The organism is Microbulbifer bruguierae (assembly GCF_029869925.1).
Lineage (GTDB): Bacteria > Pseudomonadota > Gammaproteobacteria > Pseudomonadales > Cellvibrionaceae > Microbulbifer > Microbulbifer bruguierae.
Genome location: NZ_CP118605.1, coordinates 2,819,447 through 2,837,953 on the forward strand (window position 1 = coordinate 2,819,447; position 18,507 = coordinate 2,837,953).

Genomic DNA, 18,507 nt, shown 5'->3' on the forward strand with positions numbered 1-18,507 from the left:
CGACCTGAAGGCGCCAATCGGTCGATTAATGAGCAGTTCACTGTAATCTGTTTGTAACCTTTCATTCATAGAATCGTCACCAGTTCGACATAGCATGCGCCGCGTGCAGATTTTTTGAACACTCTGGAGACTCTCATGAACAAGCGTTCTGCGAACAACAAGGTCCTGGCTTCGGCCCTGGCAGCCCTGACCATTGCTGCTTCCAATGCCGCCCTGGCCGCGCGCGACCACATCAGTATTGTCGGCTCCTCGACCGTTTACCCGTTTACCACGGTAGTGGCGGAGCGCTTCAGTCGCGCTACCCAATTCAAGACTCCGGTTGTGGAATCCACCGGTACCGGCGGCGGCATGAAGCTGTTCTGCCAGGGCGTGGGTGAGAACACCGCGGACATCACCGGCGCTTCCCGTCGTATCAAGCAGTCCGAGCTGGAAATGTGCAACGGCAACGGCGTTGATGTGGTGGAAGTGCAGATCGGCTTCGACGGCATCGTACTGGCCAACGCCAAGGCTGCCACGCCGTTTGAGCTGAGCCGCAAGGACATTTTCCTGGCGCTGGCGAAAGATGTACCCAACCCCGACGGTTCCGAGTCCCTGGTTGCAAACCCTTACAAAACCTGGAAAGACGTCAATCCGGTACTGCCGAACATCAAGATCGAAGTGCTGGGTCCGCCCCCCACTTCCGGCACCCGTGACGCTTTCGCCGAACTGGCTATGGAAGGTGGCTGCAAGAAATTCGGCTGGATTGCCGCCAAGAAAGACGCGGACAAGAATGCCTACAAAGCCATCTGTCACAACATCCGCGAAGACGGCGCCTACATTGAAGCCGGTGAAAACGACAACCTGATCGTCAACAAGCTGGCGGCCAACCCCAAAGCGCTGGGTATCTTCGGCTTCAGCTTCCTCGATCAGAATGCCGATAAGGTGCAGGGCTCCCTGATCGAAGGCCAGGAGCCGACCTTTGAGTCCATCGCCGACAACAGCTACCCGGTTTCCCGCCCGCTGTTCATCTACGTGAAAAAAGCGCATGTCGACGTAGTGCCCGGTATCAAGCAATTCCTCGCCGAGTTCACCAATGATCGCGCCTGGGGTGAGGAGGGTTACCTGGCGGACAAGGGCATGATCCCGCTGCCCACCGCTGCGCGCCAGCAGGTTGCTGCCAATGTCCGCAAGCTGAATGCCCTGACCAACCTGGCTGCGAAATAACTGCGGCGGCACCTTTAGTTAGGGCGTCAGATCAGGTAGACGGAATTACCGGCCAAGCCCTCTGGGCTTGGCCGTTTTACATATAAATGAGCGCGGCTTGGCGCAGACACCGAAAACTGTCATGTAAAAGTCGTCAGAAGACCGGATAATTGCCGACCAATTTTTTAACTGAGCGAATCGATGCAGACCCCCACTCTCTTCGCCCTGCTGTTGCTACTGATCCTGGTGGCTTACGGCACCGGTTTCAGCCGGGCCATTGCCGCTGCCCGCAGTCGCGGTGGTATCCGCAGCCTGGCGTCGCTGCCCAGCTATTACGGTGTGCACACCGCACTCTGGTGTGGTTTGCCGGCGCTGATCTTGTTGGGCGCCTGGCTGGCGTTTGACGACGCGATCATTCGCGCGCTGGTGTTGGGTGGCATTGCCGACAAGCCAGCCAGTCTTTCCGGGCAGAACCTGCTGTATGCGCAGATTCAGAATCTCGCGGCGGGCAATCAGCTCGGAGCAGTCACGCCCCAGTTGCAGGCGGCCGCCGAGCACCTCACCAACCTGCGTCAGAACGGCCAGTATATGCAGGCCGCGCTGATTCTGATTCTTGCGGGCGGTCTCGGTGCCTATGCCTTTCTGCGTATTACACCGGAGCTGCGCGCACGGGAAAAGGTGGAAAAAGTGCTGCGTGCGGTACTGTTGACCTGCGCCTGCGCCGCGATCTTCACCACCGTCGGCATCCTGATGTCGGTACTGCTGGAGTCGATCCGCTTTTTTCACGCGGTGCCGGTTACCGAATTCCTGTTCGGTCTGCACTGGAGCCCGCAAATGGCCATGCGCGCGGATCAGGTGGGTTCCAGCGGTGCTTTCGGCGCGGTGCCCCTGTTCACCGGCACCCTGATGGTATCTGCCATCGCCATGCTGGTGGCCGTGCCGGTGGGCCTGATGTCGGCGATCTACCTGGCCGAATATGCGGGTAACAAGGTCCGTGCGTTCGCCAAACCGATGATCGAAATTCTCGCCGGTGTGCCTACTGTGGTGTACGGGTTTTTCGCCGCACTGACGGTTGCACCTTTTATCCGTGACCTTGCCCAGTCGGTGGGCCTCGAAGCGTCCAGTGAAAGCGCGCTTGCCGCCGGCCTGGTCATGGGGGTCATGATTATCCCGTTTGTGTCGTCGCTATCCGACGACGTGATCAATGCGGTACCGCAGTCGCTGCGCGACGGTGCCCTGGGGCTCGGTTCCACCAAATCGGAAACCGTGCGCAAGGTGGTGATTCCAGCGGCCCTGCCCGGTATTGTCGGCGGCGTACTGCTGGCGGTATCCCGCGCGATTGGCGAAACCATGATCGTGGTGATGGCCGCGGGCCTCGCTGCCAACCTCACCGCCAACCCGCTGGAATCTGTCACCACCGTGACGGTGCAGATCGTCACCCTGCTGGTGGGGGACCAGGAGTTCGACAGCCCGAAAACCCTGGCTGCCTTCGCCCTGGGCCTGATGCTATTTATCTCCACCTTGATCCTGAACTTTATCGCCCTGCACGTCGTGAAAAAATACCGGGAACAGTATGACTGATCTGACTCAAACACAGGTGCGCGAGCGTATCGCGGCGCGGCTCGCCAGCCGCCACCGCACGGAAAAAATCTTCCGTGGCTTTGGAATTGTGAGTATTGCCTTTGGTGTGCTCGCGGTACTGGTGCTGTTCACCGACATTATTAGTAAAGGCAGCAGCGCTTTTGTTCAGAGCCAGATTCAGCTGCAGGTCACCTACGATCCTGCTGAGCTGGGTATCGACACCGTCGACCCTGAAAGCCTGGCCTGGGCCAATTTCGATGGCGTGATCCGCGGTGCCCTGCGCGAGCGCTTTCCTACTGTCACTGGTCGCCGCGACAAGCGTGAACTCTACTCTCTTGTCTCCAGCGGTGCCGGCTTCAATCTGCGCGAGCGGCTGGAAAACAATCCCGCCCTGCTGGGGCAGAGTGAGACCGTGTGGGTGAACGCAGATGACGATGTGGATACCTATGTAAAAAGCCTGTCAAAAAGTGACGAGGGCTTCCTCGGCCGCACCTCGGAACAGAAGGCGATGTGGATCCAGTCCCTGCGTGACAGCGGTGAACTCGAAAAGCGTTTCAATACCACTTTCTTCACCAATGGCGATTCCCGAGAGCCGGAGCAGGCCGGCATCCGCGCAGCGCTGGTCGGTTCCCTGCTGACCCTGTTGGTCACCCTGGCACTGTCCTTTCCCATCGGTGTGGCCGCGGCGATTTATCTCGAGGAATTTGCCCCCAAGAACCGCTGGACCGATGTGATCGAGGTAAACATCAACAACCTCGCGGCGGTACCGTCCATCGTATTCGGTCTTTTGGGGCTGGCCATCTTTATCAATTTCTTTGAGATGCCGCGCTCGGCACCTCTGGTGGGCGGCCTGGTGCTGACCCTGATGACACTGCCGACCATCATTATTTCCAGCCGCGCGTCACTGAAGTCGGTGCCGCCGTCGATCCGCGAAGCGGCCATGGGTATGGGGGCGTCGCGCATGCAGGTGGTCCTGCATCACGTACTGCCGCTGGCCATGCCGGGCATGCTCACCGGTGCCATCATCGGTATGGCGCAGGCACTGGGAGAGACAGCGCCGCTGCTGATGATCGGTATGGTGGCGTTTATCGTCGATGTACCCCACGGCGTTACCGATCCGTCCACGGTACTGCCGGTGCAGATCTTTCTGTGGGCCGACAGCCCGGAGCGCGCGTTTGTAGAGCGCACTTCCGCCGCGATCATGGTGCTGCTGGCCGTCCTGATCACCATGAATACCTGCGCAGTCTGGCTGCGCAAAAAACTTGAGCGCCGCTGGTAAAGCGCCGGCAATGCTAAGATTGCAAACCGAGAAAGAGCCATGACTACCATGACCCTGAATGCGGGCTCGGCGGTAACCGCCGGTGACCAAGCCAAAAATCCAGCCGCGGAGCAGAGCGTTGTGAAAACCAAAGCGGAAATTCTGAAGACCGTGGGCAAGCCGCTGTGCGATAACGCCAAGCTGCGTATGCGTAACGTCAATGTGTACTATGGCGAGACTCAGGCCATACACAATGTAAGCCTGGATATCGGGCGCAACGAAGTCGTGGCGATGATCGGTCCCTCCGGTTGCGGTAAGTCCACCTTCCTGCGCTGCCTGAACCGCATGAATGACACTATTGAAGGTTGCCGCGTCGAGGGCGACCTGACCCTGGATGGCGAAGCTATCTATGGACCCAAGGTGGATGTGGTACCGCTGCGCGCCCGCGTGGGTATGGTGTTCCAGAAGCCGAACCCCTTTCCCAAGTCGATCTACGACAATGTGGCGTACGGGCCCAAGATTCACGGCATCGCCAGCCGCCGCGCGGAACTCGATGAAATTGTCGAAAACAGCCTGCGTCGCGCCGGCCTGTGGAACGAAGTGAAGGACCGCCTCGATAAGCCCGGTACCGGCCTTTCCGGTGGTCAGCAGCAGCGTCTGTGCATTGCCCGCGCCATCGCCGTGAGTCCGGAAGTGATCCTGATGGACGAACCCTGTTCGGCCCTGGACCCCATTGCCACCGCGCGTATCGAAGAGCTGATCGACGAGTTGCGCGAGAACTACACCATCGCCATCGTCACCCACTCCATGCAGCAGGCGGCGCGGGTGAGCCAGCGCACAGCCTATTTTCACCTCGGCAAGCTGGTGGAAGTGAATGACACCGAGACCGTGTTCACCAATCCGGAACATGAGCTTACAGAAGCGTACATCACCGGCCGTTTCGGCTAAGGTTGGGGGGAGCCCGCAAAAGATTATGGAAATGCATTTCGATCAACATATCTCCCGCCAGTTCAACGAAGAGCTTGAAGGCCTCAAGACGGAAATGCTGGAAATGGGCGGCCTGGTCGCCCGGCAGGTAGCGGATGCGGTGGACGCACTGGCGAACGCCGATAGCGAGCTGGCGGAAAAAGTTTTACGTGTGGAAGAGGATATCGACCGCTGTGAAATGGAGCTGGACGAGCACGCCACCCTGATCATTGCCAAGCGCCAGCCGGCAGCATCGGATCTGCGCATGGTGATGTCGGTAATCCGTATCGCCCGCGATCTGGAGCGTATGGGCGACGAGGCAAGCAAAATCGCCAAGATGGCGATTGCGCTTACCGACGAGGGCACCGCGCCGCGCGGTTACACCGAAATCCGGCATATCGCCAATGCGGTACGCAAGATGCTCGACGACGCCCTCGACGCTTATACCCGCTTTGATGTGGCGGCTGCAATGACAACCCTCGCCGAAGATGAGCAGGTCGATATGGACTACCGCAGTGCCGTGCGCGAGCTGATTACTTACATGATGGAGGATCCCCGCAGTATCTCCCGGGTGATCAACGTGCTGTGGACGCTGCGCTCCCTCGAGCGCATTGGCGATCATGCCAAGAATATCTGTGAGCAGGTAGTCTACCTGGTGAAAGGTACCGATATACGCCACGGTAACGAAAGCAATTTGCGTTGAGCATGCGTAACTTTTCCCAAAAATAGGCCGCTTTCGCGGCCTTTTTTATTTTATGAGGCTTATTGCTGAGCACGACCTGCGAGTTCTCAGGTTTGTACCATCCCGCGCCAAAAAATTCTCCTCGCCACATTCCCCTCGCCGGACTCTCCTCATCGTTCAGACTTGGTTCAGCTGTTCAGCAACATACTCTCCCCTGTCTGCGGTAACGTATTTACCTGAATCTCAGTTGCGTTGCGACGCCAGTCACAATTAATTCTTTTGATCGCGCAGTAATTTTTCTTTGCATTAGAATCCGCGCCGATGACGCCCTGGAAAGTCACGGGGGCGCTAAAGTGATGTCAATTAACAGGGAATAATTCCATGAACTTCAAGTTCGCACTTCCGCTTATGCTGGCCTCTGCCGTTGCCGGTGCTGATCAGTACCAATCCTTTACCGACGTCGATTTTATTTCCGCGGACTACGGTAACTTTGACGCCGACATCCTGAGCTTGCAGTCCCAGTACTATTTCGGTGCCCTGAACTCTCTGGGCCCGCGCAAAGAGTTTTCCTATATTCTTCCGGTCAACAATATCTACGGCGGTCTCGCTGCGATCGACACCGATGTAGGTGACAATGACGTTCTGACACTTGGTGGTGAATACTACACCGGCCAGTGGAAACTGTTTGGTGAACTGGCGGATGATGACTTCTCCACAGACTACAGTGCCGGCGTGGGCTTCCTGTTTTCACCGAATTTGCTCGGCGAAATCGAGGCGGTAAAACGCGAAGATGAAAGCACCGATCTGTATGTTCGCGGTAAATATAATCATCAGCTGACGGCAACGGATTACATCGGTTTCACCGCAGAAATTGGTGACGATTTTGATTACCGCAGTGTGTCCACCAAGTATTTCACCGCGCTGGCCGGTGGCCAGTACCTGACGGCAGGTTTGGGTCTTCAGGACAGCGACAATTCCGATCTGAACTGGTTTGGTGAAGTCGAGTTCTACTTCAACGAAAATACCTCTGTTGGCGGCGGCTACGGTGAGGACGATACCTATTTCATCGACGCTACCCATTTCTTCAACCGCAACGTTGCGGGCAAAGTCGCTTACGGCTCCAATCGCGATTTTAACGATGCGGATATTTTCAGCATCGGGGTTACCGTCCAGCTGTAATTTTCTCTGCGGAAAATGACCAATAAAAAAGGCGGGCGAATTTCTTCGCCCGCCTTTTTTTGTGCCTGGAAATTTTATCCCTGGTTGCCCAGCGCCTGTACCCGTGCCTGCGCTTTGGTGCCGATATCGCCACTGTCCTCAGCGGCGATTTGATACTGGCTCAGTGCGCTTTTGGTATTGCCCTGCTGTTCATACACCTGCCCAAGATAGTAGTGCGCGTGCGCGGTATCCAGGTGGCGGGTGGAGCGATTGAGGTCGCGCTCGGCGGCGGTGTAGTTTTTCAGTTGCGCGTTCAGCATGCCGCGCATCAGCCAGTTGGAAAACAGGGTCGGATTTTTCTGTACCGCCATCTCGTAGGACTGTAGCGCCGACTGGTACTGTTTTTTCTGCGCCAGTAGATCACCTTCCAGTGCGTAGAAAGCGGCTTCTCTCGGCTGTTGCTTCTGTGCCTGCCGGGTGAGGGTCAGCGCGCGATCGTAATTCTTGTTCTTTACTGCGGCGACGGCATCGTCGTAACTCTTGTACGCATCCGCATCTTGTTTCAGTTGCGCAATCGCCTTCTGGTACTGGTTGCGATTGACGGTGCCTGCGGACAGTTTTTTGGCGTGCTCGATATTTGCGTTGACCCGCGACTGCGACGGTGGGTGGCTGGCAAACAGTGCATCCAGACCGCTGGCCTGGTTGCCTTTCGACAGTTGTACGAATTTCTCCTGCAGGCGCACCGCGCCCTGTGGGTCATAGCCCGCGGCGGCCATGTATTTCATCCCGTAGCGGTCGGACTCCAGTTCGTTATCGCGGCCGTACTTGGCGATATAGGCGGAGCCGCCAAACTGGCTGCCGAGGGAGATCAGGTCGCCATAGGCAGTGTCTTTGGTGGTCGCCCCAAGAATGGCAATACCGGCACCCAGGATCTGTTGCTGGGACATCGCGGCAGCGGAGTGACGCGCTGCCGCGTGCACAATCTCGTGCCCCAGAACCGCGGCCAGCTCCGCCTCATCTTCCAGTAGCACCAGCAGCCCGCGATTGACCGCGATCTTGCCTCCGGGCAACGCCCAGGCGTTGGGTACCGAGTTGTTCAGAACCACGAACTCATAAGGCAGCTGTGGCTGGTCGGAAACCTTTGCCAGTTTCTGGCCCACGTTGCTCACATAGCTCTGCAATGCGGGGTCAATCTGGTACTCACCACCCTGGGTCTGCTGAGCTTTCGGGTATTGCTCTGCACCCAGTGCCACCTCCTGGCTCTGGGACAACAGCGATAGCTCTTTCTTGCCGGTCACCGGGTTGACCGCACAGCCAGCGAGACCGGCAGCCAGTGAGGCTGCAATGGCGCTGGCCAGGAGCCGATTTGCAATTGAACGCGGAATCATAGATCTCTCCCTGTATAATGGTCGATTCAAAGCTGCTTCGCGGGCGGCCACGCTCAGCCGCTCGCCAGTGATGTTTTGACAGCAAATAATTGAAGCCATTGTACACAGTCGGGAGAGCGAGATTATGGCGAGTGCGCTGCAGATTATCGAATTATTTGCCGGCACCAATCCGGACGGCGAGCCGGTGGTAGAGCGGTTGCAGGTGCGGGTCAACGAAGACGACAGCGTACAGCTGGTGCGGTCCCCGGCCTTTATCAAGGGTATCGCCAGTGGCGACACCATCAAGGTCGATCGCACAGATCCAGACAAGCCCAGCTTCGAGCTGGTAAAGCGCTCCGGCAACCTGGCGGTGCGGGTGTTCAGCCGCGGTGACAGTACCAAGCTGTCAGACCAGCTGACCCCGGAACTGGAGAAGCTCGGTGGCGAACTGGATCTGGAGAGCCCGCGACTGCTGGTTTACAGCATTCATGTCAGCTGCGGTTTCGCCGAGATCGAGAAGATGCTCAACAGTGTCTGCGATGGTGCCAACAGCGTTTGGTATTACGGCAATGTGTACGATCCGGTGGATGGGCAGACGCCGTTGAATTGGTGGCAGGACATTCTCAAGCCCGAATAAAAGCTACTGCGCGTGCACCTGGCAGCGCCCGGCGGTGCTGGTACGCCAGCCCGGTCACAATCCTCACGTAGGGTAAGTACGCTCCGGTTGTTGCGCTCTGGCGGTCACCACCAGCCACCCACTCGCTACGCTTTCTGAGCCTAAACAGGCCGAAAATTTAATTTAGAGCTCGCTGTATGCTGATTGTAATTTCCCCCGCCAAAACCCTGGATTACGAGAGTGAAATCCCGCAGCTGGAAACTACCCAACCGGATTTCCTCAAGGAATCCGCAGCCCTGATCAAAGAGCTGAAATCGCTGAGTCCCCAGGACATTTCTGCGCTGATGAAGATTTCCGACAAGCTGGGCGTGCTCAACTACGACCGCTTTCACAACTGGAAGCGCCCATTTAATGATGACAATGCACGCCCGGCGCTGCTGGCATTCAAAGGGGATGTGTACACCGGGCTTGCCGCGGAAACCCTGCACAAGCGGGATTTCGCCTTTGCCCAGAAACACCTGCGCATGCTCTCCGGTCTTTACGGCCTGCTGCGTCCGCTGGACCTGATGCAGCCCTACCGCCTGGAAATGGGTACGAAATTCGCCAACAGCAAGGGGAAGAACCTGTACGAATTCTGGGGTGGCAGCATCACCGCGGCACTCAATGCACAGCTCGCCGCGCTGAAGAGCCGCGAACTGGTCAATCTTGCCTCCAATGAATACTTCAAATCGGTGCAGACCAAAAATCTGGATGCGGACGTGATTACGCCCCACTTCAAGGACTGGAAAAACGGCCAGTACAAGATGATCAGTTTCTTTGCCAAAAAGGCCCGCGGCATGATGAGCCGCTGGGCCATCGACCAGCGGGTAAAAAAGGCGGAGCAACTGAAAGACTTCGACGTCGCCGGTTACTATTTCAGCGAAGAAAACTCCAAAGGCAACGACTGGGTATTCCTGCGTGATGAGCAGTCGGCCTGAGAGGGATGACGGCAAGCTGCCGGACGCCCCCTCCACCGGGCGCAACCGCGAGCCGATTCTCCAGGAGCTGGAGCGTTTGCTGGCACACAGCCGCAGAGTGCTGGAAGTGGGCAGTGGTACCGGGCAGCACGCTACATACTTTGCCCCACGGCTGCCACAGCTTACCTGGCAGACCTCCGAGCGCCGGGAAAACCTGCACGAGGTTCAGGCCTGGCTTGCCCACCGCCCGGCGGACAATCTGCCGCCGTCACTGGAACTGGATGTCACCGGGACCTGGCCTGAGCTGCAGGTGGATACGGTGTTCACCGCCAATACACTGCACATCATGCCCGCAGCTGCGGTGGAGATTTTCTTTCGCCGCTTGCCGCAGATACTGGAGCCCGGTGGTCAGTTGATTGTCTATGGCCCGGTAAAGATCGCCGGTGAATACATAGGCCCGGGCAATGCAGGGTTTGACGTTTGGTTAAAAGAGCAGGACCCGCTGCGGGGTATTCGCGACCTGGAGTGGCTGGACCTGCTCGCCGCGGCCCAGGACCTGAGTCGAGTAGAAAACAATTTTCTGCCAGCGAACAACCAGCTCATGGTGTGGCAACGATCGCGAACCTGATCACTCACGCTGTTGTAGGGGCCGGCCTGTAGGCAAGTGCCTGCAACACCCATGAAGTTGAAGAACCTATCTGGAAGAACGTATTAAAAGGAGCGCATTATGCCCCCATGGTTTGAAACCTCTCTCGCGGTTGTCGCCGCCATCGCCGCTGTTTTTTTCTTCGCCAAATACCGCGAGACTGCCGCCGCATTGCATGAGTCCGAGCGCATGAAGCAAAAGCTGTCCAAGGATCTGGATCGCTATCGCGATGTGCCGCAGTTGCGCGCCCTGCGGGATGGCCTTATCGGCGAGCGCAATCTGCCAGTGGATGACGAGGGGCGCGAGCACCTGCTGATTCGTGACAGCGTCCGAAAACTGGTGCATATCACGGTGCAGAGAACTTCTGAGCCGGTGAGTGGCGATCAGCCGGTGCACTACCGCGCAGGCGGACAGGAACGTCGCCTGCAGGAGCTTGAGTAAGCGCCCTGCAGCCCTCCGATTTTGATAAAAGCCCCACAATGGGGCTTTTTTATGTGCCTCGCTACAACCTGCCCGCAGCTCCACCAGTAAAGTGATATACGTCACGGATATTTTGCCAAATAGTCCAAAAGAGCCATTGCCACGACCGATTTTGGCGGGTATTTTTCCTGTGCCAAATATTCTAATGATCGGCTTACAAAAAGAACTTCTGACGCGAATCTATACAAGGAACAGGTTAAACATGTGGACCAAGAACCAAATTGCCAGCATGGTTGCTGCGGGGGCTATTCTGGGGGCGGCACCGGTAGCCGCAGAGGTATTTTCCGGGCGTGGCACCTCTATGGGCGGTGCCGGCGCTGCCGGTGGCGATTACACCTACAGTGCGCTGATCAATCCGGCCACCGCCACTAATTTCAAGGAAAATGACGATTTCGCATTCACTGTGGATGTGGGGCTGCTGGCCAATGACGTCAACGATTTCATCGATTCCGCGGAAAACCTGACCGACTATCTCGATGAAATCGAAGAAATGTACGCGACCCAGGACGATGCGGATTACCTGCTGGATCAGTTGCAGCAGATGGACCGGGGCCGTCTGACCCTGGACGTGGGCGCTCAGCTGACCATTGCCATCCCCAACAGTGCCGCTTCTGCACTACTGTTTGTGCGCGAGTCAGGTTTTGTTGCCACCGAGCTCGAGCTTGCGGAAGAAGATGTTGATTTTCTGAGCAACTTTGGCGACCGCTACCTTGATATCGATATTAACAACCCGCCAAGCGAAGACGACCTGATCATCGATGGCGACGACCTGATGACCGAGGCCGCGATCAAAGGCTACCGGATGCAGGAAATCGGCATTGCCCTCGCGCGCGAATTCACGTTCGGCGAGACCCTGGTTTCCCTCGGTATAACACCGAAACATCAGCGTGTGGAAACCTTCGAATACAGCGAAGTCGTCGCCGATTTTGAGGGTGATGATGTCGAGTATGAGGATTACGCGCTGGAGCACACCAATTTCAACGTCGACCTCGGTGCCACCATCAATTGGGGGGCGCTGCAGGGTGGTTTGTCCGTGCGCAACGCCCTCGCCCAGGAATACGAAACCCTGAGCGGTGACATGGAAATTCAACTGGAACCGCTGGTAACCGCAGGTTTCGGCTACACCGGAGAAATTTTCACCGTGCTCGCCGACGTGGATCTGACCACCACGGAGCTGTTTGACGGTGCCGGCGCTACCCAGAATGCCCGCCTGGGCATCGAAATGGACCTGTTCGATTGGGCCCAGCTGCGGGTAGGTTATCGCCACGACATGGAAGGCACCTACGAAGACGCGCTCACCGCTGGTATCGGCTTCAGCCCGTTCGATGTGCTCCACCTGCACGTGTCCGCGATCCAGGCCTCCGACAATACTTACGGCGCGGCGGTACAGTTTGGTATCGAACTGTAAGCGTTCCCGGTCTGTATTAAGACTGTTATACGAAAGGGGCCTGCGGGCCCCTTTTTGATTTGTGTCGGTTTGAACTGGTTTGTTGCGGGTAGTCCACAACCGGATCCACTGGGGATCAGGCAGAGCTGCCTGGGGTCAGTTTCTGCGGGGGGAAGTTGAGGGTAAAGGTACTGCCGCGCCCCGGGGTACTGGTGACGCTCAGGTTGGCACTGTGCCGCAGCAGCACATGCTTGACGATAGCGAGCCCCAGGCCGGTGCCGCCACTTTCTCGCGAGCGGCCCGCATCCACCCGGTAAAAGCGCTCGGTCAGGCGCGGGATATGCAGTGAGTCGATGCCGATACCGCAGTCCTTCACCGCGAAGTGGCCGCCGTCTGTGTCGGTTTTCCAGCGCAGCTCAATGGGGCCGCCGTCGGGGCTGTACTTGACCGCATTAAACGCGAGGTTTGCAAAAGCGCTGTGTAATTCGCCAGCATCGCCGGTAATGATGTTGTCCTGTTCACAGGCTACGGCAATATCGTGGCGTCCACCACTCAGGGATCTGGCCTCGCCGGCCACCCGCTCCATCAGCTCGCGCACTGACACCCGGTCGCGGCCGCTGTCGCGCTCCGAAGTCTCCAGTCGCGCCAGAAGCAGCAGATCATTCACCAGGCTGGTCATGCGTACCGTCTGCTCGCTCATCTGCATCAGCGGTCGCTCCCATTTTTGCGGCGCCATGCCACTGGCCTGCAAGGTTTCCAGATAGCCCGCGATTACCGTCAGCGGCGTGCGCAACTCGTGAGAGACATTCGCCACAAAATCCCGTCGCATCTGCTCCAGATTGTGCAGCCGTGTCACATCGCGCACGATAACCAGCGCCTCGTCCTGTCCGAAACGGGTGACTTCCAATGTCAGGATACGGGAATCATCCCCGGGCGCCGGCAACGTGATCGGTTCCTGGGCGCTATGGTTGTGTCGGCGCATGCGCAGGTGTATGTGCTCCACAAAACGCGGATCGCGGATAAAGTTCACCAGTGGCTGTCCGGCGTCGTCCGGCTGCAGCCGCAGCATCTGCCCCGCCGCCGGGTTCCACCACGCCAGATTGCCCTCATCCTCCAGTGCCACAATGCCCTCACGCAGGGCACTGGTGCTGTCCTGTACCCGCCGTAGCATCGCGTGGAGCTTTTGCTTTTCCTTGCGGTGACGACGCTGCAGGCGATAGAAATCATCGGAAATATCACCCCACACCCCGAACGCTGTCGGCGCCGGCCCGCGCCGTCCGTTACTCAGCCAGCGGTCGAAACTGTTCTGTTGCCACAGCAGCCAGAACAGGTAAACCGCGAGGCCGACACACAGTGCCAGCCACCAGTGACCAGAGGAAAAACCAAAAATGGTGGTGCCGAGGGCGATTACGATGAAGCGCGAGAACTCGCCAATACTGCGATCGAGCATGATGGTTCGGCCATCTTGTTTTGGGGTGCATTGACCGGAGTTCAGTGCACCTGCGTACTTTATGCGAAGGCAAAGCACCGGACTTTCCGCGACGCTTCGCGGAATGCCCGAAAATTGCGTAGGGAGATGGTTACACTCTTTCCACAGTCTGTACAGAAAAGCGATAACCGGTACCGCGCACGGTCTGGATGTAGCGTTCGTGGCCATCGACAGTGAGAGCTTTGCGCAGGCGGCGGATGTGCACATCCACGGTGCGCTCTTCCACGTACACGTTGCCACCCCACACGTGGTCCAGCAACTGGGTGCGGGTATAGGCGCGCTCCTGGTGGGAAAGGAAAAATGTCAGCAGGCGGAATTCGGTGGGGCCCATCTCCACCGGGCTGCCGTGGATGGTTACCCGGTGGCTGATCGGATCCAGTACCAGGCCGCCGGCAGTCAACGGTTCTTCCGGCGTACTCGGGCCCGTGCGGCGCAACACCGCCTTGAGGCGGGCCACCAGCTCGCGGGGAGAAAACGGCTTGGTGATGTAATCGTCAGCGCCGGTCTCCAGCCCCTTGATCTTGTGGTCCTCCTCCCCTTTCGCTGTCAGCATGATGATCGGCAGGGAGGACGTCAGTTCATCCCGTTTCAGGCGGCGGGCGAGTTCCACACCGGATACATCCGGCAGCATCCAGTCCAGCAGAATCAGATCCGGCTTCTCGTCGATTACCAGCGCGTGGGCTTCCTGGGCATTTTCCGCTTCCAGGCAGCGGTAGTCCGCCATCTCCAGCGCCACCCGCAACATATCCCGCACCGGTGCTTCGTCGTCGACTATTAGAATCGTCTTGCTGTGCATCTGCCTGCCATACCCCAATGGTTTGCTGTCACTCGTCTGACATTAATTTTTAAGCGGTCATTTAACGTCACTTTAATGACAAATATATGACAGTCGTACCGAGTAGCAGCGGCAGGCAGTGAAAAGCCAATGAAAAAGGGATTCAACGGGTCAGATAATGGAGAAATATACCGGCAAAGACCGCGGCGCCCGCCCAGTTATTGTTTAAAAACGCCTGGAAGCAGCGGTCACGCTCGCGCTCCCGGATGAGCCACTGCTGGTAGCCGAAAAGCCCCGCGGCAACGGCCAGGCCGCAATAAAACAGCGCGCCCAGTTCCGCGCGGCCGCCCAGCATCAGCAGCGCTACGATGACCATTGCCTGCAGACAGCCGGTCATCAGCCTGTCCATCTCTCCAAACAGGATTGCAGTGGATTTGACGCCGATGCGGAGATCGTCGTCGCGGTCCACCATGGCGTAGAAAGTGTCATAGGCCACCGTCCACAGCAGATTGGCGGTAAAAATCAGCCACGCCAGCGGTGGAATTTCCCCGCTTACCGCGGCAAACGCCATGGGAATGCCCATACTGAAGGCCGCGCCCAGTACCACCTGGGGCATATGGGTGTAGCGTTTGGCGAAAGGGTAGCAAAAGGCCAGCGCCAGCGCCGCCAGAGACAGGAGCACCGTCAACCGGTTGGTGGTCAGCACCAGCAGAAACGCCAGTAGCATCAGGCCGGTAAACAGCAGCAGCGCACCCCTGGTGGTGGCTGCGCCGGTCGCCAGTGGGCGCTGTCGGGTGCGTTTGACGTGGCCGTCGATATTGCGGTCGGCAAAGTCGTTGACTGCACAACCGGCAGCGCGGGTGAGGACTACACCGAGTGAGAAAACCGCAAACAAGTGCAACCCGGGCCAGCCGCCGGCAGCGATCCACAGCGCCCACCAAGTGGGCCACAGCAACAGCAGCGAGCCAATGGGACGGTCGAGGCGGGCGAGCTGCCAGTAGGGCAGTGCCGTCGGCCAGCGCTGCTGAATCTGTTGGCTGATCAATTGCATAGGATGCTTCCGGTGTTGGTTTCCGCTCAGGCCATGGGTGGTTTGTGGGGATTGAACCCGCTCAGGAAAGTCTCTGCAACCAGCAGGGGTTTATCCCCGAGCCAGAAGGCGGAGCGGCGGCCCCAGGCACTGGATTCGGAATCGTTGAGCTCGGGCAGCGCACAGCGCGGATTGCGTGCTAGGCGGTTGAGTACGATGGGGCCGCGGCGGATGTCCGGCTGGCTGAACAGGAGCTCCCCCAGGGGGCGGCTATCGAGGTTGCGCAGATAGCGGGATTTGCCGGCGAGTGTGCGTTCGGGAAGAACACTGCGGGCGTAAACCCAGGGGTTTTTGTCACTGCCGTAGAGGAGGACTTCGCGCACCAGCGCGCGGGTTCTGTCCCGGAGGTTCAGGGCGCGGCGCTCTTCGAGCAGGGGGTTTTGCCAGCCCTGGCTGAGGATCTGCACCCGGAATGGTCCGCCGCTGAGATGTTTGAGGGCGGCGGTGAGAGAGCCGGGATGTAGCAGCCAGGGAAGCAGTTGTTCCGGTGGCGTTTGTCCGTGCAGGCTTTCCAGGGGCTGAGGATACCAGTCGCCGATCGCCAGATAGGGGGACTCAATGGGGGAGTGGTACAACGCAGACTCCACGCAGGTTCAAAAGCGCCCATTGTACCCGAGCGGGGATGCGTGGGAATGACCGGCTTTGCCCCCCCACCGCCCTGCCGATATAGTGGCGGTTGGTGTGGGGCTTGAACCCGTTTGGTGGCGGTGCCGCTAGCGGGTGCATCACTCTTATCTAAACGATCTAACAAAAATGTTTTAACCACGGTACTAGTGGTGTCTAACACAGGGCGGACCATGGGGCTCACAAAACAAATCGTACTGGCCATGATCGCAGGTATTGCGGTCGGCTTGCTGTTCAATTTTTTCAATACCAGCCAGATCCTCGGTGCCGGGGTAACGGATTTCATCAACAACTACCTCACCAGTGGCCTGTTCGACATCATCGGGCGGATTTTCATTGCCTCCCTGAAGCTGATGGTGGTGCCGCTGGTACTGGTGTCTCTGGTGTGCGGTTCCTGCGCGCTGTCGGAAGGCAGTCGCATGGGGGTGCTGGCGGGCAAGACGGTGGTGTTGTATCTAGTGACCACCGCACTGGCCATTTCTCTGGCGTTATTGCTGGCGCTGGTGATCCAGCCTGGCAGCGGCCTGGAAGGCATTGTCGGGGGTGGCACCTTTGAGGCGAAACCGTCGCCGCCTTTGTCCGATGTGCTGGTGAATATTTTCCCCACCAACCCGGTGGAGGCCATGGCCAAGGGAAATATGTTGCAGATCATCGTTTTTGCCCTGCTGATGGGCTATGCCATTTCCCGCAGCGGTAAGCCGGGCCAGCGGATTGCCGGTTTTTTCAATGATCTGAACGATGTCATCATGCGCATGGTCAGCGTATTGATGGTGTTCGCACCCTATGGCGTGTTTGCGCTGCTGGCCAACAAGATTGCACAGCTGGGGCTGGATGCGATTTTGCAGTTGCTGAAGTATTTCATGGTGGTGTTACTGGCGCTGGCGTTGCACGGGTTGGGGGTCTACTCGCTGCTGTTCAAGCTGCTGACCGGTCTGAATCCGTTGCAGCTTCTGAAGAAGATGCGCCCGGCGATGGTATTTGCGTTCAGTACCGCATCCTCGGCGGCGACCATGCCGGTGACCTTGCAGACGGTGGAGAAGCGCCTGGGTGTGGATAACAAGGTGGCGTCTTTCACCATCCCCCTGGGAGCCACCATCAATATGGATGGCACCGCGATCATGCAGGGTGTGGCGACGGTGTTCATCTCCCAGCTGTACGGTATCGAAATTGGTCTGATGGGGTATCTCACGGTGATCCTGACCGCGACTCTGGCCTCCATCGGTACCGCCGGTGTTCCCGGTGTTGGTCTGATCATGCTGGCAATGGTGCTGCAGCAGGTGGGTCTACCGCTGGAAGGCATTGCGATCGTGATGGGTGTGGATCGCCTGCTGGACATGGTGCGCACGGCGGTGAATATTACTGGTGATGCGGTAGTGACCACCATTGTTGCCAAGAGCGAGGGAGCATTGAATCTGGGCACCTTCGACGACGACAACTATCACAGTGTGGTGAATAGCGGCGAGGAGCGCACAGCGACTTCCTGAGGCCGGCTGCCGGCATGGGCGGACGCAAAAAAGGGCGAACCTCGGTTCGCCCTTTTTCATTTTCAGCGGGGGCCTTTTACTACCGTGCGGCGATTTCCCGCAGCTTGTCTGCTTCCAGGTCGTCTTCCAGCGACTCCATCAGCTCTTCCGCCAGTTTGCTCAGGGCATCTTTGATCGCTTCTTCGGTGTTGTCGTCGTTGGTGCGGCCGTCGCGGTAATTGCGCACGCGGTATTTGCTGGTGATACCGAGGTCGCGGAGGGCGATGTGTTTTTCCTGCAGGGTGGTGCCGTCGTTGTGTTTCAACAGGTAGTGGAATTCGCCACTCAGGGCCACATTGCCCTGCTCCAGATCGTAGTCGCCTTTGGGCTTCATCGCGCTCAGGTGCTTGATCACCTTGAGTTTCAGATCATTCTGCAGGGTAAGCACGCCCTCCTGCTTTACCAGCGGAATCCGTTCATCTTCCAGATGATCGTGCAGCAGCCGAGTTAATTCGCCCTGTAGATGTTGGGTGTAGGTGCGTACAGCTTCCTGCTTGAGGTCTGCCAGTCCGCCGCCGTTGGCCGCCTGCGCCAGCATTAACTGTAGATCGTCGCCGGAGACCGGCATGGGCACATCGATCCGGAGGGTTGCGGGGGCAATATTCAGGCTCGGGACCTGGTCATTACCACCCCAGAAACTGCTCTGGGCCTGTGTTGCGGACGTGATGGTGAGCAGACCGGCGAATGCCAGTCCGCGAATTGCTAAAGCTCTCATTCTCGCTCCCGG

18 protein-coding genes are annotated in these 18,507 nt (G+C 58.2%); 12 read left to right on the plus strand and 6 right to left on the minus strand.

Annotated elements, in window-relative coordinates; translation table 11 throughout:
- The first annotated feature begins 135 nt into the window (after positions 1 to 135).
- The 6 genes from PVT68_RS11735 (at position 136) to PVT68_RS11760 (ending at position 6,848) form a co-directional block, all read left to right on the plus strand.
- Positions 136 to 1,203: a PstS family phosphate ABC transporter substrate-binding protein gene (locus PVT68_RS11735; RefSeq protein ID WP_280318260.1), complete on the plus strand. Its 1,068-nt coding sequence runs from the start codon at positions 136 to 138 to the stop codon at positions 1,201 to 1,203.
- Between the two features lie 180 nt (positions 1,204 to 1,383).
- Positions 1,384 to 2,763, plus strand: a complete 1,380-nt coding sequence (gene pstC, locus PVT68_RS11740; protein ID WP_280318261.1) for a phosphate ABC transporter permease subunit PstC — start codon at positions 1,384 to 1,386, stop codon at positions 2,761 to 2,763.
- Complete coding sequence (pstA, locus tag PVT68_RS11745) at positions 2,756 to 4,042, plus strand: phosphate ABC transporter permease PstA (protein ID WP_280318263.1); 1,287 nt, start codon at positions 2,756 to 2,758, stop codon at positions 4,040 to 4,042. Before pstC ends, pstA begins: the two co-directional genes overlap by 8 nt.
- A gap of 186 nt (positions 4,043 to 4,228) precedes the next feature.
- The gene (gene pstB, locus PVT68_RS11750) at positions 4,229 to 4,969 is read left to right on the plus strand and encodes a phosphate ABC transporter ATP-binding protein PstB (RefSeq protein ID WP_407666151.1); all 741 of its coding nucleotides are present in this window, start codon (positions 4,229 to 4,231) and stop codon (positions 4,967 to 4,969) included.
- A 25-nt stretch (positions 4,970 to 4,994) separates the two neighbouring features.
- Positions 4,995 to 5,690 carry a phosphate signaling complex protein PhoU gene (gene phoU / locus PVT68_RS11755; protein WP_280318267.1) on the plus strand — a complete coding sequence of 232 codons (696 nt, stop codon included), beginning with the start codon at positions 4,995 to 4,997 and terminating at the stop codon, positions 5,688 to 5,690.
- 360 nt (positions 5,691 to 6,050) lie between these two features.
- Positions 6,051 to 6,848: a putative porin gene (locus tag PVT68_RS11760; RefSeq protein ID WP_280318269.1), complete on the plus strand. Its 798-nt coding sequence runs from the start codon at positions 6,051 to 6,053 to the stop codon at positions 6,846 to 6,848.
- Positions 6,849 to 6,922: 74 nt separating this feature from the next.
- Here the strand turns inward: PVT68_RS11760 and PVT68_RS11765 are convergent, their stop codons facing one another.
- Entirely contained in the window at positions 6,923 to 8,215 is a 1,293-nt protein-coding gene (locus PVT68_RS11765; RefSeq protein WP_280318270.1) for a M48 family metalloprotease, read from the minus strand.
- Positions 8,216 to 8,339: 124 nt separating this feature from the next.
- Here PVT68_RS11765 and PVT68_RS11770 point away from each other — a divergent pair, with 124 nt between their 5' ends.
- From PVT68_RS11770 to traF, 5 genes are all read left to right on the plus strand, one after another.
- The gene (locus tag PVT68_RS11770) at positions 8,340 to 8,831 is read left to right on the plus strand and encodes a DUF4265 domain-containing protein (protein ID WP_280318272.1); all 492 of its coding nucleotides are present in this window, start codon (positions 8,340 to 8,342) and stop codon (positions 8,829 to 8,831) included.
- Positions 8,832 to 9,007: 176 nt separating this feature from the next.
- Entirely contained in the window at positions 9,008 to 9,787 is a 780-nt protein-coding gene (yaaA, locus tag PVT68_RS11775; RefSeq protein WP_280318274.1) for a peroxide stress protein YaaA, read from the plus strand.
- Positions 9,771 to 10,394 (plus strand): DUF938 domain-containing protein, encoded by a 624-nt coding sequence (locus tag PVT68_RS11780; RefSeq protein ID WP_280318276.1) that lies wholly within the window; start codon positions 9,771 to 9,773, stop codon positions 10,392 to 10,394. The genes yaaA and PVT68_RS11780 overlap by 17 nt, the downstream gene beginning before the upstream one ends.
- A gap of 99 nt (positions 10,395 to 10,493) precedes the next feature.
- Positions 10,494 to 10,853: a hypothetical protein gene (locus PVT68_RS11785; protein WP_280318278.1), complete on the plus strand. Its 360-nt coding sequence runs from the start codon at positions 10,494 to 10,496 to the stop codon at positions 10,851 to 10,853.
- A 241-nt stretch (positions 10,854 to 11,094) separates the two neighbouring features.
- Positions 11,095 to 12,300: a conjugal transfer protein TraF gene (traF, locus tag PVT68_RS11790; RefSeq protein WP_280318279.1), complete on the plus strand. Its 1,206-nt coding sequence runs from the start codon at positions 11,095 to 11,097 to the stop codon at positions 12,298 to 12,300.
- 115 nt (positions 12,301 to 12,415) lie between these two features.
- Here traF and phoR read toward each other — a convergent pair whose 3' ends face one another.
- The 4 genes from phoR to PVT68_RS11810 all read right to left on the minus strand — a co-directional run bounded on the left by phoR (position 12,416) and on the right by PVT68_RS11810 (position 16,208).
- On the minus strand, positions 12,416 to 13,729 hold the full coding sequence (phoR, locus tag PVT68_RS11795) for a phosphate regulon sensor histidine kinase PhoR (RefSeq protein WP_280318281.1): 1,314 nt from the start codon (positions 13,727 to 13,729) through the stop codon (positions 12,416 to 12,418).
- Positions 13,730 to 13,859: 130 nt separating this feature from the next.
- On the minus strand, positions 13,860 to 14,564 hold the full coding sequence (phoB, locus tag PVT68_RS11800; protein WP_280318283.1) for a phosphate regulon transcriptional regulator PhoB: 705 nt from the start codon (positions 14,562 to 14,564) through the stop codon (positions 13,860 to 13,862).
- 142 nt (positions 14,565 to 14,706) lie between these two features.
- Positions 14,707 to 15,594 (minus strand): 4-hydroxybenzoate octaprenyltransferase, encoded by an 888-nt coding sequence (ubiA, locus tag PVT68_RS11805; protein WP_280318285.1) that lies wholly within the window; start codon positions 15,592 to 15,594, stop codon positions 14,707 to 14,709.
- 26 nt (positions 15,595 to 15,620) lie between these two features.
- Positions 15,621 to 16,208 carry a chorismate--pyruvate lyase family protein gene (locus tag PVT68_RS11810; protein ID WP_280318287.1) on the minus strand — a complete coding sequence of 196 codons (588 nt, stop codon included), beginning with the start codon at positions 16,206 to 16,208 and terminating at the stop codon, positions 15,621 to 15,623.
- A 222-nt stretch (positions 16,209 to 16,430) separates the two neighbouring features.
- On the opposite strand from PVT68_RS11810, the gene PVT68_RS11815 reads away from it, so the two are divergent.
- Positions 16,431 to 17,741 carry a dicarboxylate/amino acid:cation symporter gene (locus PVT68_RS11815; RefSeq protein ID WP_280318289.1) on the plus strand — a complete coding sequence of 437 codons (1,311 nt, stop codon included), beginning with the start codon at positions 16,431 to 16,433 and terminating at the stop codon, positions 17,739 to 17,741.
- A gap of 79 nt (positions 17,742 to 17,820) precedes the next feature.
- On the opposite strand, the gene PVT68_RS11820 is transcribed toward PVT68_RS11815, so the two are convergent.
- The gene (locus tag PVT68_RS11820) at positions 17,821 to 18,495 is read right to left on the minus strand and encodes a type 2 periplasmic-binding domain-containing protein (protein ID WP_280318290.1); all 675 of its coding nucleotides are present in this window, start codon (positions 18,493 to 18,495) and stop codon (positions 17,821 to 17,823) included.
- Between the last annotated feature and the right edge of the window lie 12 nt (positions 18,496 to 18,507).

Coding starts and splice junctions, on each gene's coding strand:
- PVT68_RS11735 (WP_280318260.1), top strand. CDS start 136: ATGAACAAGCGTTCTGCGAACAACAAGGTCCTGGCTTCGGCCCTGGCA.
- pstC (WP_280318261.1), top strand. CDS start 1,384: ATGCAGACCCCCACTCTCTTCGCCCTGCTGTTGCTACTGATCCTGGTG.
- pstA (WP_280318263.1), top strand. CDS start 2,756: ATGACTGATCTGACTCAAACACAGGTGCGCGAGCGTATCGCGGCGCGG.
- pstB (WP_407666151.1), top strand. CDS start 4,229: ATGCGTAACGTCAATGTGTACTATGGCGAGACTCAGGCCATACACAAT.
- phoU (WP_280318267.1), top strand. CDS start 4,995: ATGGAAATGCATTTCGATCAACATATCTCCCGCCAGTTCAACGAAGAG.
- PVT68_RS11760 (WP_280318269.1), top strand. CDS start 6,051: ATGAACTTCAAGTTCGCACTTCCGCTTATGCTGGCCTCTGCCGTTGCC.
- PVT68_RS11765 (WP_280318270.1), bottom strand. CDS start 8,215: ATGATTCCGCGTTCAATTGCAAATCGGCTCCTGGCCAGCGCCATTGCA.
- PVT68_RS11770 (WP_280318272.1), top strand. CDS start 8,340: ATGGCGAGTGCGCTGCAGATTATCGAATTATTTGCCGGCACCAATCCG.
- yaaA (WP_280318274.1), top strand. CDS start 9,008: ATGCTGATTGTAATTTCCCCCGCCAAAACCCTGGATTACGAGAGTGAA.
- PVT68_RS11780 (WP_280318276.1), top strand. CDS start 9,771: ATGAGCAGTCGGCCTGAGAGGGATGACGGCAAGCTGCCGGACGCCCCC.
- PVT68_RS11785 (WP_280318278.1), top strand. CDS start 10,494: ATGCCCCCATGGTTTGAAACCTCTCTCGCGGTTGTCGCCGCCATCGCC.
- traF (WP_280318279.1), top strand. CDS start 11,095: ATGTGGACCAAGAACCAAATTGCCAGCATGGTTGCTGCGGGGGCTATT.
- phoR (WP_280318281.1), bottom strand. CDS start 13,729: ATGCTCGATCGCAGTATTGGCGAGTTCTCGCGCTTCATCGTAATCGCC.
- phoB (WP_280318283.1), bottom strand. CDS start 14,564: ATGCACAGCAAGACGATTCTAATAGTCGACGACGAAGCACCGGTGCGG.
- ubiA (WP_280318285.1), bottom strand. CDS start 15,594: ATGCAATTGATCAGCCAACAGATTCAGCAGCGCTGGCCGACGGCACTG.
- PVT68_RS11815 (WP_280318289.1), top strand. CDS start 16,431: ATGGGGCTCACAAAACAAATCGTACTGGCCATGATCGCAGGTATTGCG.
- PVT68_RS11820 (WP_280318290.1), bottom strand. CDS start 18,495: ATGAGAGCTTTAGCAATTCGCGGACTGGCATTCGCCGGTCTGCTCACC.